At 70.3% G+C, this 15,466-nt stretch carries 16 protein-coding genes; 13 read left to right on the top strand and 3 right to left on the bottom strand.

Annotated elements, in window-relative coordinates; translation table 11 throughout:
* Positions 1 to 4: 4 nt before the first annotated feature.
* Positions 5 to 1,384: an extracellular solute-binding protein gene (locus ACTWNK_RS26580; protein ID WP_474307265.1), complete on the bottom strand. Its 1,380-nt coding sequence runs from the start codon at positions 1,382 to 1,384 to the stop codon at positions 5 to 7.
* A 177-nt stretch (positions 1,385 to 1,561) separates the two neighbouring features.
* Here ACTWNK_RS26580 and prcB point away from each other — a divergent pair, with 177 nt between their 5' ends.
* The 7 genes from prcB to ACTWNK_RS26545 all read left to right on the top strand — a co-directional run bounded on the left by prcB (position 1,562) and on the right by ACTWNK_RS26545 (position 7,604).
* Complete coding sequence (prcB, locus tag ACTWNK_RS26575) at positions 1,562 to 2,410, top strand: proteasome subunit beta (RefSeq protein WP_474307264.1); 849 nt, start codon at positions 1,562 to 1,564, stop codon at positions 2,408 to 2,410.
* Positions 2,411 to 2,436: 26 nt separating this feature from the next.
* Positions 2,437 to 3,213: a proteasome subunit alpha gene (prcA, locus tag ACTWNK_RS26570; RefSeq protein ID WP_474310986.1), complete on the top strand. Its 777-nt coding sequence runs from the start codon at positions 2,437 to 2,439 to the stop codon at positions 3,211 to 3,213.
* A gap of 171 nt (positions 3,214 to 3,384) precedes the next feature.
* The gene (locus tag ACTWNK_RS26565) at positions 3,385 to 3,909 is read left to right on the top strand and encodes a hypothetical protein (RefSeq protein ID WP_474307263.1); all 525 of its coding nucleotides are present in this window, start codon (positions 3,385 to 3,387) and stop codon (positions 3,907 to 3,909) included.
* 85 nt (positions 3,910 to 3,994) lie between these two features.
* Positions 3,995 to 5,353 carry a Pup--protein ligase gene (pafA, locus tag ACTWNK_RS26560; RefSeq protein WP_474307262.1) on the top strand — a complete coding sequence of 453 codons (1,359 nt, stop codon included), beginning with the start codon at positions 3,995 to 3,997 and terminating at the stop codon, positions 5,351 to 5,353.
* Between the two features lie 110 nt (positions 5,354 to 5,463).
* Entirely contained in the window at positions 5,464 to 6,384 is a 921-nt protein-coding gene (locus ACTWNK_RS26555) for an FKBP-type peptidyl-prolyl cis-trans isomerase (RefSeq protein WP_474307261.1), read from the top strand.
* Between the two features lie 86 nt (positions 6,385 to 6,470).
* Positions 6,471 to 7,112 carry a helix-turn-helix transcriptional regulator gene (locus ACTWNK_RS26550; protein WP_474307260.1) on the top strand — a complete coding sequence of 214 codons (642 nt, stop codon included), beginning with the start codon at positions 6,471 to 6,473 and terminating at the stop codon, positions 7,110 to 7,112.
* A gap of 12 nt (positions 7,113 to 7,124) precedes the next feature.
* On the top strand, positions 7,125 to 7,604 hold the full coding sequence (locus tag ACTWNK_RS26545) for a DUF3291 domain-containing protein (protein ID WP_474307259.1): 480 nt from the start codon (positions 7,125 to 7,127) through the stop codon (positions 7,602 to 7,604).
* Here ACTWNK_RS26545 and ACTWNK_RS26540 read toward each other — a convergent pair.
* Positions 7,550 to 8,617, bottom strand: coding sequence for a DUF3866 family protein (locus ACTWNK_RS26540; RefSeq protein ID WP_474307258.1), 1,068 nt, complete (start codon positions 8,615 to 8,617; stop codon positions 7,550 to 7,552). The two genes, ACTWNK_RS26545 and ACTWNK_RS26540, sit on opposite strands and share 55 nt — an antisense overlap.
* Positions 8,618 to 8,655: 38 nt before the next feature.
* On the opposite strand from ACTWNK_RS26540, the gene ACTWNK_RS26535 reads away from it, so the two are divergent.
* From ACTWNK_RS26535 to ACTWNK_RS26515, 5 genes are all read left to right on the top strand, one after another.
* Positions 8,656 to 9,603, top strand: coding sequence for a helix-turn-helix transcriptional regulator (locus ACTWNK_RS26535; RefSeq protein WP_474307257.1), 948 nt, complete (start codon positions 8,656 to 8,658; stop codon positions 9,601 to 9,603).
* A 49-nt stretch (positions 9,604 to 9,652) separates the two neighbouring features.
* A complete protein-coding gene (locus ACTWNK_RS26530; RefSeq protein ID WP_474307256.1) occupies positions 9,653 to 10,609 on the top strand; it encodes a helix-turn-helix transcriptional regulator in 957 nt (318 codons plus the stop codon).
* A gap of 425 nt (positions 10,610 to 11,034) precedes the next feature.
* Entirely contained in the window at positions 11,035 to 11,391 is a 357-nt protein-coding gene (gene tatA / locus ACTWNK_RS26525) for a Sec-independent protein translocase subunit TatA (protein WP_474307255.1), read from the top strand.
* A 26-nt stretch (positions 11,392 to 11,417) separates the two neighbouring features.
* Positions 11,418 to 12,287 (top strand): twin-arginine translocase subunit TatC, encoded by an 870-nt coding sequence (tatC, locus tag ACTWNK_RS26520; RefSeq protein ID WP_474307254.1) that lies wholly within the window; start codon positions 11,418 to 11,420, stop codon positions 12,285 to 12,287.
* A 17-nt stretch (positions 12,288 to 12,304) separates the two neighbouring features.
* A complete protein-coding gene (locus tag ACTWNK_RS26515) occupies positions 12,305 to 13,240 on the top strand; it encodes a diacylglycerol/lipid kinase family protein (protein ID WP_474307253.1) in 936 nt (311 codons plus the stop codon).
* 5 nt (positions 13,241 to 13,245) lie between these two features.
* Here ACTWNK_RS26515 and ACTWNK_RS26510 read toward each other — a convergent pair whose 3' ends face one another.
* A complete protein-coding gene (locus ACTWNK_RS26510) occupies positions 13,246 to 14,733 on the bottom strand; it encodes an MFS transporter (RefSeq protein WP_474307252.1) in 1,488 nt (495 codons plus the stop codon).
* Positions 14,734 to 14,786: 53 nt separating this feature from the next.
* Between ACTWNK_RS26510 and ACTWNK_RS26505 the strand changes: the two genes are divergently transcribed.
* Positions 14,787 to 15,452, top strand: a complete 666-nt coding sequence (locus ACTWNK_RS26505) for a TetR/AcrR family transcriptional regulator (RefSeq protein WP_474307251.1) — start codon at positions 14,787 to 14,789, stop codon at positions 15,450 to 15,452.
* Positions 15,453 to 15,466 lie beyond the last annotated feature (14 nt).

Genomic DNA, 15,466 nt, shown 5'->3' with positions numbered 1-15,466 from the left:
CGCCTCAGCCCGCGACGTTCTGCGGCCCGCCCACCAGCCGCGCCAGCTTCACCTGGTAGGCGGCGGCGGCCTCCTGCGGCGGCGTGCCGCCGACCACGGCCGCCGTGGCCTCCTGCAGCGCCGCCGAGACCTGCGGATAGACCGCCAGCGGCGGCCGGTACGCGGTGATCGGCAGCACCTGCTCGGCCACGAACGCCAGCATCGGATCGGACCCGAGCACCTCGGCGTTGACGTCGTCGCGCGCCGTGACCCGCACCTGCCCGGCGAGCTCGGCCTTGGTCGCCTCGGCCGAGTGCATGAACGACAGCAACTCCCACGCCAGCGCCGGACTGGCCCCGAAGGGATTGAGCACGCGTACGGCTCCGCCCGACATGCTGACGAAGTCCTGGCCCCTGATGCCCGCGCCCGGCTGCCTGGCCGGGATCCTGGCATAGCCGACGACCGCGTCGCGATCGGCCATCGGCGCGACGCCCGCCTTCGGCTCCACGACCGATCGCCAGAAGTAGTCGCTCTCGGCCAGGACGCCGATCCGGCCGGCCGCGAACGCGGCGAACGACTTGTCGCGGCCCCTGGCCTCCTGCTGCAGCTTCGGGTCGCCGAGGCCCTCGGGGCCGTACAGGGCCTGGTAGAAGGCCAGCACGTCCTTGGTCGCGCGGGAGGCGCCGGTCCACTTGCCGCCCGCGTAGATCTCGGCTCCGGCGCCCGCCAGCAGGGGCAGCGCGCCCTGCATGGTGGTGGCCTCGCCCATCGCGGTGCCCGCGTTGATCTGCAACGGCGTGACGCCGGGCAGGCGCTTGAGCGCGCGGCCCGCCTGCAGCACCTCCTGCCAGCTCTTCGGCTGCCACGGCTCGGGCAGGCCCGCCCGTCTGGTCAGCGTCCTGTTGTAGAACAGCACGCGGCCGTCGGTGCCGGTCGGCAGGCCGTACTTCTTGCCGTCGAAGATGCCGAGGCCCTGCACGGCCTCGGGGATCTGGCGCCAGCCCTCCCAGGCGTCGACGGCCGCGCCCGCGACCTCGCTGAGCGGCCTGAGGTACCCGGCCTGGGCGAACTCGCCGACCCAGATGCCGTCGACGGCGATGACGTCGGCGCCCTTCCTCGACCTCAGGTCCAGCGAGATGCGCGTCTTGTACTGCTCGTCGTCGACGCCGCTCGGCTGGAACAGCACGGTGACCCGGCGTCCGGCCGAGCGCTGGGCGGCCTCGAAGCGCGGGATCACCCAGTTCTTGATCCAGTCGGCGCTCTCCGCGCTCTTGCCGCCGGAGACGGCGTTGGCCGCGATCGTCAGCGTGACGCCGACGCCCTCCGGGGCGCCGCCGCCGCACCCGCTCAGGGCCAGGACGCACACCGCCGCCGCGCAGGCGGTCCGGGTGAAGGGTCGCATCATGGCCTCCCGCTCAGGACATGCCGACATCACGACACTCGCACGGCTCGTCCCGGTCGTAAAGTGAGCGACTTCGGTTCGCGCCGGGCTGGTTCGCGCTGGGCGAATGTGGGGGAGTACATGCAGCATCACAAGATGAGTAGGGTCGCGTTAACGCAATCGACGTTTGGAGGGAGTCGCGTGGCACATAACAGGGATCTGCCGACCGGCTTGACGAACCAGCTTTTCCAGAACACCGGAAGCTCGTCGTTCTCTGACTTCCTGGGCTCGCACGCGCCGGACCTGATGCCGCAACGCCGTGAGGTCCTGGCCAACCCCGTCGGCGACCAGATCCCGCACGCGACGACGATCGTGGCGGCGACCTGCGCGGGCGGGGTGGTCATGGCGGGCGACCGCAGGGCCACCTCCGGCAACATCATTTCCCAGCGTGACATCGAGAAGGTCTTCCGCACCGACGACCACTCCTGCATGGGCATCGCGGGCACGGCGAGCACCGGCATCGAGATGGCCAGGCTGTACCGGGTGGAGCTTGAGCACTACGAGAAGATGGAGGGCCGCACGCTCTCGGTCTCGGGCAAGGCCAACAGGCTGGCCACGATGATCAGGGGCAACCTCGGCATGGCCATGCAGGGCCTGGTCGTGGTGCCGCTGTTCGCCGCCTACGACCCCGACCGCGACGGCGGGCGCATCTTCGGCTACGACGTCGGCGGCGGGCCCTACGAGCAGCACCAGTACCACTGCATCGGCTCCGGCTCGATCTTCGCCAGGGGCGCGCTGAAGAAGCTCTACCGCGAGGGCGCCTCGGCCGAGGACACCGTGCTCGCCCTCATCCAGTCGCTCTACGACGCCGCCGACGACGACTCGGCGACCGGTGGGCCCGACCTGACCAGGCGCATCTGGCCGGTCGTCTCGGTGATCACCGCCGACGGGTACAGGCGCCTGCCGGACGACGAGGTGGCCGCCCACGTCCAGGCCGTCGTCGACGCCAGGATGAGCAACCCCGACGGCCCCACCGCCCCGCTGCGCTAACCCTGAGAGGATCTCAACCGGTGTCCATTCCTTTCGGATACGTCTCGCCCGAGCAGCAGATGCGGGACAAGGCGGACTACGCGCGCAAGGGCATCGCGCGCGGACGCAGTGTCGTCGTCCTGCACTACGCCGACGGTTTCGTCTTCGTCGCGCCCAACCCGTCCAGGGCCCTGCACAAGATCAGTGAGATCTACGACAAGATCGGGTTCGCCGCCGTCGGGCGCTACAACGAGTTCGAGGCCCTGCGTCTCGGCGGTGTGCGCTATGCCGACATCAACGGCTACACCTACGACCGCAACGACGTCACCGCCAGGGGCCTGGCCAACGTCTACGCCCAGCAGCTCGGCCAGATCTTCACCGAGTCCATCAAGCCGCTGGAGGTGGAGCTGGTCGTCGCCGAGGTGGGCGACTCGGCCGAGGAGGACCACATCTACCGGCTGACGTTCGACGGCTCGGTGTTCGACGAGACCGGGTTCGTCGCGATGGGCGGTCAGGCCGAGGCCGTCGCGGGCCGGTTGAAGGAGCGCTTCAGCCCTGGCCTGTCGGCGGCGGCGGCGCTGGACGCGGCGCTGGCGGCGCTCACCGAGCCGGGCGGCGAGCGCCCTCCGGCCGCGCAGCTGGAGGTGGCGCTGCTCGACCGCAACCGCGAGCACCGCAAGTTCCTGCGGCTGACCGGGCCGCGTCTGGAGCGGCTGCTGGCCGAAGGGGCCGCCTCGGCTCCCGCGCCGGACCCGGCGCCCGCCACCGACGACGACGCGCCCACGGCTCCGCAGGGCGACCTCGACGACGGCTCAGGGGACTGATCCCCGAACCCGCACGCGCGATGCCGCGGCCCGCACACGGGCCGCGGCATCGCGCGTCCGCGCCCTGGGCGACTGTTCCCCGGGTGACCGTTCTCCGGGTGCTCCGCGATCCGGGTGTTCTGTGATCCGGATCACCGCAACCAACGCCGCCCCCGACGACTCGAAGCAGGCATGAACACCCTCACCCGCGCCCTCACCGCGACCGCCGCCGCCACCACGCTGGCGCTGTCGGCCGCCGGCACCGCCTCGGCCGCCGCGAAGATCCCCGACTACAAGGCGCCCAAGACCTTCGGCACCACCTTCCAGGCCGACCCCGGCCACGACTTCACCAAGGGCATCCACTCGCGCCGCAACGGCATCCTGCGCGGCTGGATCACCTACGTGCACGCGGGCAGGGCCGAGTACGTCCCGATCAAGTGGAAGAAGGGCAAGGAGGTCGAGGGCTACTTCGTCGGCCCGCCCGAGGGCGACGTCACCGCGTACTCCTCGCCCATCGCCAAGAAGGTCGTCTACCTCAGCGCGCTGGGCTGCGACGCCAACCTCGGCGGCTTCACCGTCGACCGCCGCACCGGCCTGGGCAACAAGCGCTGCAGCCGCGCGACCCTCGTCAAGACGGTCGCCAAGTCCAAGCGCCCGGCCCTGATCACCGTGTACAAGGGCGAGATCGTGAAGCTCCAGGAGATCTACACGCCGTGACCCTCCGGCGGCCCCGTGACACCGCGCGTGGAAAAGCAGGCCAAGATCCCTCCCGCTGGCGTGGCCTGGGGCATAGTGTGAGGTGATGGATCGTCGCATCTTCGGGCTGGAGAACGAGTACGGCGTGACCTGCACGTTCAGGGGACAGCGCAGGCTGTCCCCCGACGAGGTCGCGCGCTACCTGTTCCGGCGGGTCGTGTCCTGGGGCCGATCAAGCAACGTCTTCCTCCGCAACGGCGCACGCCTGTATCTCGACGTGGGCAGCCATCCTGAGTACGCAACCCCTGAGTGTGACAACGTCATCGAACTCGTCACGCACGACAAGGCCGGCGAGCGCATCCTCGAAGGCCTGCTGGTCGACGCCGAGAAGCGCCTGCGTGAAGAGGGCATCGCCGGCGACATCTACCTGTTCAAGAACAACACCGACTCCGCGGGCAACTCCTACGGCTGCCACGAGAACTACCTGGTCGGCAGGCACGGCGAGTTCGGCCGCCTGGCCGACGTGCTGATCCCCTTCCTGGTCACCCGTCAGATCATCTGCGGCGCGGGCAAGGTCCTGCAGACGCCGCGCGGCGCCGTCTACTGCGTCTCCCAGCGCGCCGAGCACATCTGGGAGGGCGTCTCCTCGGCCACGACGCGTTCACGGCCGATCATCAACACCAGGGACGAGCCGCACGCCGACGCCGAGCGCTTCCGCCGCCTGCACGTCATCGTGGGCGACTCCAACATGAGCGAGACCACGATGCTGCTCAAGGTCGGCGCCACCGACCTGGTGCTGCGCATGATCGAGGCGGGCACCGTGATGCGCGACCTCAGCCTGGAGAACCCGATCAGGGCCATCCGCGAGGTCTCGCACGACATGACGGGCAGGCGCAGGGTGCGTCTGGCCAACGGCCGCGAGGCCTCCAGCCTGGAGATCCAGCAGGAGTACCTCAGCAAGGCCAAGGACTTCGTCGACAGGCGCGGCGGCGACGCCATCGCCCACCGCGTGCTCGAACTGTGGGAGCGCACGCTCAACGCGGTCGACTCGGGCAACCTCGACCTGGTGGCCCGTGAGATCGACTGGGTGACGAAGTACCAGCTCATCGAGCGCTACCGCAAGAAGTACGACCTGCCGCTGTCCAGCCCCCGCGTGGCCCAGCTCGACCTGGCCTACCACGACGTGCACCGCCGCCGAGGGCTGTTCTACCTGCTGCAGAAGCGCGGCGCCGTCGAGCGGGTGGCCTCCGACCTGAAGATCTTCGAGGCCAAGTCGGTGCCCCCGCAGACCACCAGGGCCAAGCTGCGCGGGGAGTTCATCCGCAAGGCGCAGGAGAAGCGCCGCGACTTCACCGTCGACTGGGTGCACCTCAAGCTCAACGACCAGGCGCAGCGCACCGTGCTGTGCAAGGACCCCTTCCGCAGCGTCGACGAGAGGGTGGACAAGCTGATCGCCGGGATGTAGCCGGATCGGCCGCCGGGCGGTGGCCGATCTTGGGCGATCCGTTTACCTCGCGCGTACGCGGGGTTCGGGTAGGGTGGCGCGAACCTGCCGTCTTTTCCGAGGGATCATCCATGCGCCGCCGCCTGGCCGTACTAGCCGCCGTCCCCCTGCTCTTCGCAGCCGCCTGCGGCACCGAAGCGCCCACCAGTGTCAAGGTGGCCGGCAATGTGGGCGCCAAGCCCACGGTGACCTTCCCCGCAGGAGCTCCGGCGACCAAGTCGACGGTCGAGGTGCTCTCGCCCGGCTCGGGTGCGGCCGTCGCCCAGGGCGACACGGTCTTCGTCAACCTCACCGTCTGGAGCTGGGACGGCAAGGACAACATCCTTGAGGGCTCCACCTACGACACCAAGAAGTCCGAGCCGCTGACCGTCGGCAAGCAGATGCCGCAGGTGCTGCAGGACGGCTTCGCCAAGACCAAGCTCGGCGGCAGGTTCATGTCGGTCGTGGCCAACGACTCCTACACCAAGGAGGAGCTGGAGCAGGCCAAGGCCCAGGGCATGAAGACCGACGCGCCGCGCGTGTTCGTGTTCGACCTGGTCTCCAAGCTGCCCAAGGCGGCGACCGGCACTCCCGTCGACCCGGCCCTCAAGGGCGTCACGGTGACCAACCCCGGCGGCGACGCCGCGCCCGTGGTCAGCACCAAGACCACCGAGAAGGCGCCCAAGGACTTCGTCAACAAGGTCGTGCTCAAGGGCAGCGGCCCCGCGGTGAAGAAGGGCCAGAACGTCGTGGTGCAGTACACCGGCAAGATCTGGGGCACCGACAAGGAGTTCGACTCCAGCTGGACCCGCGGCGGCGAGCCCTTCACCGTCCAGGAGCTCGGCACCGGCAAGGTCATCAAGGGCTGGGAGCAGGGCCTGGAGGGCGCGGCCGTCGGCAGCCGCATCCTGCTGAGCATCCCGCCCGCGCTGGGCTACGGCGACAAGGGCCAGGGCGACATCAAGGGCACCGACACGCTGGTGTTCGTCGTGGACGTGCTCGCCGCGTACTGACCCGTCACGGCAGGTGTGACGCCCGGCGACGACACCCGTCGCCGGGCGTTTTCGCGCCTTCGGACGCTGGACCTAGACTCGCCGCTGTGAGCGGTGACGATCTCGACGCCCTGGCCCAGCTGCACGATCCGGTACGGCGCGGCCTCTACGATCACGTGGCGGGCCAGGGGCGCGACGTGGGCAGGGCGGAGGCGGCCGAGGCGGTGGGCGTCTCGCGCACGCTGGCCGCCTTCCACCTGGACAAGCTGGTCGAGGCCGGGCTGCTGGAGAGCGGCTTCCGGCGGCTGGGCGAGCGCACGGGGCCGGGCAGCGGCCGTCCGTCGAAGGTCTACCGCAGGTCGGCGGCCGAGCTGACGGTGAGCCTGCCGCCGCGCGACCACACGACGCTGGCCGTGGTGCTGGCCGAGGTGGTCGACCTGCTCGGCGCGGACGAACGGGCCGAGGAGGCCGCGCGCCGGGCCGGTAGGCGGCTGGCCAAGGGCGGCGGCGACCTGGCCGGGCTGCTCGGCGAGCGCGGCTACGAGCCCTACGCCGAGGGCGAGCGGATCAGGTTCCGCAACTGCCCCTTCCACGCGCTCTCGCGCGAGCATCCGGTGCTGGTCTGCTCGATGAACCTGGCGTTGTGCCAGGGCCTGCTCGAAGGGGCCGGAGAGGATCCCGGACGGGCCGCGCTGGACCCCAGACCGGGGGAGTGCTGCGTCTCGCTTTCTAAAACAAATGAAAATTGACATAATGGAGCCATGCATCTCGCCCAGCTGAACGTCGCCCATCTGCGCGCCCCGCTCGACGCACCCGAACTGGCCGCCTTCGTCGCGGCCATGGCCCCCGTCAACGCCCTGGCCGACGCCGCGCCCGGGTTCGTCTGGCGGCTCATCGAGGACCCCGACGACCCCGAGGCCACCGTCCAGCACGACTTCGGCGACCATCTGGTGATCAACTACTCGGTGTGGGAGTCGCTGGAGAGCCTGTGGAACTTCGTCTACCGCTCACCGCACCTGGAGGTGCTGCGCAGGCGCAGAGAGTGGTTCCACCACGCCGTCACGCCGTACACGGTCATGTGGTGGGTCCCCGAAGGCAGCACGCCGCCGCTGGCCGAGGGCATGGCGCGGCTGGAGCGCCTCAGGACCGAGGGTCCGGGTCCCGAGGCGTTCACGTTCAAGGACTCCTACTCCAGCAGCGAGGCCGCCAGCCTTCCGGCCGCCGCCGAGGCCAGGAAGTAGGGCAGGTCCTCGGCCAGCCCCCTGCCCATCGTCGACAACCGCACCGGCGAGGCCGCAAGCGCCTCGGCCAGCCCGTCCAACGGCACCGAAACCAGCTCATGCCGTACGGCCAGCAGCTCGGCCTGGTCGCGTACGCGCTCGCCGAACTCGCCCGGCAGTTCGGGCACCGCGACCCTGGCCGGCGACAGGGCCACCCTGCCGTACGCGGTCAGCGAATGATGGGACACGCCGATGTGGCGCTCGCGTTTGTCGCCCTCGCTGACCCGCAGGGCCGCGACCGGCCTGCCCTCCAGCACCGCAGCCGCGTTGACCGCCTCGCCCGCCGACACCCCGGAAAAGCCCCATCGGGTGCCCGTGCCCAGATTGCCGGGCCCCTGGGTGACGATCGCCACATCGGCGGCCAGCACGTGCCTGCACGCCAGCAGGCCCGTGTGCGTGGTCACCGCCTCGACGTCGCCGCCGAACGACTGGCCCACCGTCACCACGCCCGCCAGCAGGCCCAGCTCCTTGAGCCTGGCGCAGGCCATCGAGAACCACGCGGGCAGCGCGCCGCCGTCCAGCATCACGTAGGCGACCCTGACGCCCGGCCGGTCGGCCAGCAGGCCGAGCAGGATCGGCGGCAGCGCCGAGTGCAGGTCGGCGACCACGACAGGCATGCCGTCGAGCGAGTCGGCCTCGCGCAGCAGATCGTGGAAAGGGGAGTCCTGCTCGTCCGCACCGAGCACAGTGGCCTGCAACGGGGTATATCGTGCTTTAACCAGGTGCCCAGGGTCGTGCGGATCTTCGGGTAAACGGTTCGGGACGGCCACCACCATGGCGTAACCTCCCGTACCGAGACCCATTGCGAGTGCCGTCGTGTTGAGCAGCACCTCATCGCCGGGTTCCGGGCGGCCGACCAGAGGTGGGTAGGCCAGCGCCCGGCACTCCCCTTCGGGGACGGCGACGTCCAGCTCCACCGCCCCCGGCCACTCGCGCCGGATCCGCAGCACCTCACCCTTGCGCCATCTGATCACTGGGGCAGGGTAGCGTCGTTTCAGGAGGAGAGAGGCAGATGTCGCGCCGTAAGACCGAGCGGTTGCTGAATCTTGTGATCTGCCTGCTCGCCACCCGACGCCCGCTGTCGGCCGAGCAGATCCGCCAGGCCGTACCCGGATACGACCGCGAGGGCGACGAGGCCTTCCAGCGCATGTTCGAGCGCGACAAGAACGAACTTCGTGAGATCGGCATCCCGATCCTGGTCCAGCGCGACCCGTGGGAGGAGGAGCCCGGCTACCGGATCGACCGCGAGTCCTACGAGCTGCCCGAGATCACACTGGAGGCCGACGAGGCCGCCGTGCTCGGCCTGGCCGCCCAGGTCTGGCAGCGCGCCAGCCTCGCCGAGGCCGCCTCCGGCGCCCTGCTCAAGCTGCGGGCCGGGGGCGTCGCCACCGACGAGACGCCAGGCGGCGCGCTCGAGCTGCGCGTCGACACCAGGGACGCCGCCTTCCCCGCCCTGTGGGAGGCCGTACGCGACCGGCGTGTCGTGCGCTTCGACTACCGGGGCGCGGCCAGCGAGAGCGTACGCACCCGCACCGTCGAGCCCTGGGGCGTCATCAGCCGCCGTGGCCGCTGGTACCTCGCAGGCCACGACCGCGACCGCGACGCCCCCCGCGTCTTCCGGCTCAGCCGCGTCACCGGCGAGGTCCAGCCCGTCGGCCGCCCCGGCGTCGTCGAGGTCCCGCCCGGCGTCGACCTGCGCTCCATGGTCGGCTACCCCGAGGAGGCCGCGCAGGAACGCCTGGCCACCCTCCGCGTACGGCGGGGCACGGGCGAGGGCCTGCGGCAGCTCGCCCGCGAGGCCGGCGAAGGCGCCGACGGCTGGGACGAGCTCCAGGTGCCCTTCACCGACGTCGACCGCTTCGCCGGATGGATCGCCAGCCTCGGCTCCGACGTCGTGGTGGCCGGGCCGCCCGACGCCCGTGAGGCGGTCGTCGGGCGGTTGAAGGGAGTGCTGGGCTGATGCACGTCCAGGCCATTGTCATGGGGGAGGCTGTCATGGGGGAGGCGTTGTGAGTTCCACGGCCGATCGGCTGCCCAGATTGCTCGCGCTGGTGCCGTACCTGATGTCGCATCCCGGTGCGCAGGTGGGGGAGGTGGCGGAGGTCTTCGGGCTGAGCGAGAAGCAGCTCATCGACGACCTGCAGCTCGTGTGGATGTGCGGGCTGCCCGGCCACACGCCCGGCGACCTCATCGACGTCTCGTGGGACGGCGGCGAGATCATCATCGACAACGCCGAGACGATCGCCCGGCCGTTGCGCCTGGGCGTCGACGAGGCCAGCGCCCTGCTGGTGGCCCTGCGCATGCTCGCCGCCACCCCCGAACTGGCCGAACTCGGCCACGGCGACGCCCTTCCCCGCGTGGTCGCCAAGCTGGAGCAGGCCGCCTGCGAGGGCGCCTCGGCCGTCTCCACCCAGGTGGCCGTCGACGTCGACGCCGCTCCGGACGCCCTTCCGCTGGTCAAGGAGGCGTTGCGGCGGCGTCGCCGGTTGTCGCTGACGTACTACGTGCCCGGACGCGACGAGGTCACGCCGCGTGAGGTCGACCCCACCCGCGTCGTCGTCGCCGACGGCCGCAGCTACCTCGAAGGCTGGTGCTACCGCGCCGAGGCCATGCGCCTGTTCCGCCTCGACCGCGTCCAGAGCCTCCACCTGCTCGACATCGAGGCCGACCCACCCGCCGACGCCGAGCCCATCGACGTCACCCAGGGCGTCTTCCGGCCCTCACCCACCGACGAGCTGGTCTCCCTCGAGGTGAGCGCGGCCGGGCGCTGGGTGGCCGAGTACTACCCGTGCGAGCTGCTGGAGGAGCTGGGGGAGGGGCGGCTGCGCGTGACCCTGCGCGCTCGCGACGAGACGTGGATCGTGAAGCTGGCCCTGCGACTCGGGGACACCGGGCGGGTCGTCGCACCTGAGGCGATGGTGAGCAAGGTACGGGCGGAGGCGGAGCGGGCGCTGGCGTTGTACTGAGCTGAGGTTTTGGGTAGGCGTTTCCGGGTGGCGGGGCTGCCCACAACCCCTCTCCGCATGTCCCCCCGTGGGGCGAACATCCCCCAGTGGGCGAACTGCTAGGGCGGATCGCACAGGAAATCGGTGATTCCTGCACTAGGCTCGGGCGTATGACGTGGATCTACGTGGCGGTCGGGCTCGGGGTCGCAGGGCTTGGGGCGTTGGCTGTCGCGGGGGTTCGGGTGCTGGTGGCGGCGCGGATGCTGGGGCGGGAGCTCGAGCGGGCGCGGGCGCTGATCTCACCCAGGGTGTCATCGGAATCTGACCCACGGAGAAAAGAAAGCACGCCCAAATCGGTGCGAACAACACCTCCAGGGGATGAGTCTGCGCTCCCGGCAGCGTACGATCGTGCCTGAGATTGCACCTCGCTCGGTTAAGGATGTTTCATGTCGCAACTCGGAGTTCCTGAGCTTCTGATCATCGCGGGCGTTCTCGTCCTGCTGTTCGGCGCGAAGAAGCTGCCTGACACCGCTCGGGCGATCGGTCGTTCGCTGCGTATCTTCAAGTCGGAGACGACCCAGATGCGTGACGAGGACGACAAGGCCACGGCCACCGTGGTCCAGCAGGCCGCCCCGGCTCCGGCGGCGCAGACGGCGCAGCCCGTTCAGCAGCCGGTCACGCAGCTGCCCGCGGCGGCTCCCGTGGTCGCGGCTCCGGCGCCCTCGCCCGAGGAGCAGGCCCGCCAGCTCGAGGAGCAGGCGGCCAAGCTTCGCGCCACCGCGCAGGCTAACAAGCAGGTCTGAAACCCCCCGCACCCGAGGACTGCCGAATGGCGCTGCTGAAACGGTCGAGCAAGAACGGCTCCGCCCCGGTCAACGACACCGAGGGGCGGATGCCGCTGATCGAGCACCTGCGCGAGCTGCGCAACCGGTTGCTCATCGGCATGCTCGCGGTGATCGTCGGCATTGTCATCGGGTTCATCTTCTTCGACCCGGTCTGGTCCTTCCTCAAGGCGCCCTTCTGCGAGACCCCGCAGGCGCACGAGCTGAGGGCCGGGCAGTGCAGCCTCACCTACGGCGGCATCTTCCAGTCGTTCTTCGTGACGCTGAAGGTCGCGGCCATGGTGGGCATCGTGGCCTCCTCACCCGTGTGGCTGTACCAGATCTGGGCGTTCGTCACACCCGCCCTCTACCGCAACGAGAAGCGCTACTCGATCGGCTTCCTGGCGATCGCGGTGCCGCTGTTCATGCTCGGTGCGGCGCTGGCGTACTTCATCATGGACACCAGCCTGGCCATCCTGCTCGGGTTCGCGCCCAGCGACACCGTCGCGGTCATCCAGATCGACGAGTACCTCAGCTATGTGCTGATCATGCTCATCATCTTCGGCGTGTCGTTCGAGCTGCCGCTGCTGCTGGTCTTCCTCAACCTCATCGGGGTGCTGCCGCACGCGACGGTGAAGAAGCACCGCCGCATGGTCATCTTCCTGATGTTCGTGTTCGGCGCCATCGTCACGCCGGGCGGCGACCCGCTCACGATGATGGCACTCGCGGCTCCCATGATCATTCTGTTCGGCGTCGCCGAGCTCATCATGTACCTGCGCGAGCGCCGCCTGCCCAAGGACGAGGACTACGCGAACCTGTCGGACGACGAGGCCTCGCCTCTCGATTTGGGGACGAAGGACACCGACGCCACCCCATAGGCGATACGTTCCCAGGTGTGACCTCTGAGTACGACACGCCGGGCACCAGGCCGCTTGAGCTGGTGCTCCTCGTCAACCCGACGGCGCGCGGCGGCCGTACCCTGCGCTTCCTCGACCCCGTCGTACGCCGCCTGCGTCAGGGTGGCGCCTCGGTCTCGGTCGTCGTCGGCGACACCCCGGCCGACGCCCTGGAACGTGCCTGCACCGCGGTCGCCGAACGCCCCGACGCCCTCGTCGCGTTCGGTGGCGACGGCCTGGTCCATCTGGCCGTACAGGCGGTGGCAGGGACCGAGGTCGCGTTGGGCATCATCCCGGCGGGCACGGGCAACGACATCGCGAGCGCGGTGGGCATCCCGAAGGACCTGCTCCGGGCCGCCGACACGATCGCACGCGGCGCCGCACGCCCGATGGACGCCGCCCGGATCGGCCCGCCCGGCCGCGACGCCGAGGGGGAGTGGTTCGCCGGAGTCGTGTGCTGCGGCTTCGACTCCAGGGTGAACGAGCGGGCCAACCGCCTGACCTGGCCCCCTGGCCGGGGAAAGTACATGCGAGCGGTCGTGCAGGAACTGCGCTCGTTCGAGCCGATCCCGTTCCGCATCACCCTCGACGACGACCAGGTCATCGAACGTGAGGCCATGCTGGTCGCCGTGGCCAACACCCGTTCGTACGGCGCCGGCATGAAGGTGTGCCCGGACGCCGATCCCGCCGACGGCCTGCTCGATGTGATGATGCTCGAATCGGTGCCCACGCTGGACTTCCTGCGGACCTTCCCTCGTGTCTACCGAGGCACCCACGTCTCGAACCCGTCGGTCCGCATGATGAGAGCGCGCCGCATCACCCTCGAAGCGCCCGACGTCGTGACATACGCCGACGGCGAGCGCATCGGCCCGGTGCCGGTGACCTGCGAGATCGTCCCGGGCGCCCTGCGCCTACTGAATGGATCTACTTTGTAAAGGCGTCACCCCGCCGAAGCCGGCACCGGAGTGGGCGGATCGGCCTGCGACGGCCGATCGACCTTGAGCGCCCCAGCCAGCGCGAGGGCGGCGAGCATGACGACGGCGGCGGCCAGATAGACCGCGTCGATCCCCGCGACCAGCGCCTCGACCACGGCGGGCCGTAACGAGGGAGCCAGGGTCGCGACCCTGTTGAGCGAGGCGACCCCCACCCCGTCGGGCAGACGGCCTTCGGCCACCCGCGTGAGCAGGATGCCGAACACCGCCGTGCCGAACGCCATGCCGAGCGTCTGGCTGAACCGGATCGCGGTCGTGGCCACCCCCAGGCGCTCGACGGGCACGGCATTCTGCACGAGCATGATGCCCACCCCCAGCGTCATGCCGAACCCGGCCCCGAGCACCAGCAGATCGACCCCGAGCACGACCGGCGAGGTGACGGCCGAGACGCGGCTGAGCAGCAGCATCGCGACGGCCACGACGAACGTGCCCGCCACCAGGAACGCCTTGACGCTGCGCCCCCTGCCGACCAGCACGCCGGACACCGTGCCCGCCACCGCCATGCCCAGCGCCATCGGCAGCAGGTGCAGCCCGGCGTCGGTGCCGGCCACGCCGAGCGCGGCACGCAGGAACGTGACGGTGTAGAACACGCCGCCGACCATGCCGAACCCCATCAGCAGCTGCAGCGGCAGCGCGATCCTGAGCGTGCGCTCGCGCAGCAACTCGCGGGGCAGGATGGGCTCGGCGGCGGTGCGCTGACGCCACAGGAAGGCCGCCGACAGGCCGCAGGTCAGTGCGATCATCCACGCCATGACCGGCGAACCCCACGCATAACGGTTGCCGCCCCACTCCACGAGCAGGAGCAGGACGCACGCCGCCCCGGCCACCAGCCCGGCGCCGAGGTAGTCGATGCGCCGCCGCGCGCCCCCGTCGCCGAGCCGGATCGACACGGCCGCGGTGGCCAGCACGAACAGGCCGATCGGCAGGTTGATCAGGAAGATCCACCGCCAGTGCAGATGGTCGGCGAACAGCCCGCCGAGCAGCGGCCCGGCGACCATCCCGACACCGGCGAGCACCCCTCCCGCGCCTCCCGGGCCCGCCCGCTTGCCCGGCGGCGTCAGATGGGCGGCCACGACCAGGGTGACCGACATCAGCCCGCCGCCGCCCAGCCCCTGGACCGCGCGGAAGGCGATGAGCTGCCCCATGTCCTGCGCCAGGCCGCACAGCGCCGAACCGGCGAGAAAGAGCGCGACGGCGCCCAGATAGACGCGCTTGGCCCCATGGACGTCGCACAGCTTGCCGTACAGGGGGAGGCATGCCGTGGCGGCCAGGGTGTAGGCGGTGGCCAGCCACGGCAGGCGCTCCAGGCCGTGGGCCGGGTCGAGGTCGCCGACGACGGACCAGGCGGCGGTCGCCACGATGTTCTGGTCGAGGACGGCGAGAAGCAGGGTGAGCATGATGCCCGCCATGGCGGTCGCTTTCCGGCGATCGGTCATGTGAATAGACTGGGTCGAAAATTCGACCGAGTCAAATCCGATAGGATGGGGGTGTGGCCGAGCACGGGTGGGCAGCGGGGGAGGGCGGCGCGCCCGACGACGGGCTGAGGGAGCGCAAGAAGCAGCGGACCAGGCAGGCGATTCGCGACACGGCGATGAAGTTGTTCACCGAGCGCGGGTTCGCCGACGTGTCGGTGATGGAGATCGCCGCGCGGGTTCAGGTGTCGAAGATGACGGTGTTCAACTACTTCCCCACCAAGGAGGACATCGTCGTCAGCCTGCTGGAGCGCGATTTCGCCGATCTCACCGGGATCGTCACCGGGCGAGGACCGGGCGAGTCGGTGGTCGCGGGGGCGCGCAGGGAGTTCCTCGCCCGGTTGCGGCGCCACGCCCCGGAGACCGGCCTGGACGACAGCCCGGACTTCCGCAGACTGCTGCAGCTGTTCAGGGACACGCCCTCGCTGATGGCGCGCATCCTGATGCTGCACGTCAGGACCGAGGCGCTGCTGACCCAGGCCATGATCGAGCGCAATCCGGGCGACCCGAGAGCACCGTTCGCGGCCGGCCAGATCTACGGCCTGTGGCGCACCCTGCAGACGCAGAACACCACGCGCATCCACCGCGGCCAGAGCGCGGCCGAGGCGCTCCCGGAGGCGATCAAGGCCGCCGAGGTGGGCTTCGACCTCCTGGAGCACGGCCTGGGCGACTACCTGGCCTGACCGGAGCCCGTGCG

Source organism: Nonomuraea sp. IBHARD001 (assembly GCF_056106265.1).
The sequence above is the reverse complement of the archived record's forward strand: the minus strand, read 5'-3'. Positions and strand labels throughout refer to the sequence as shown.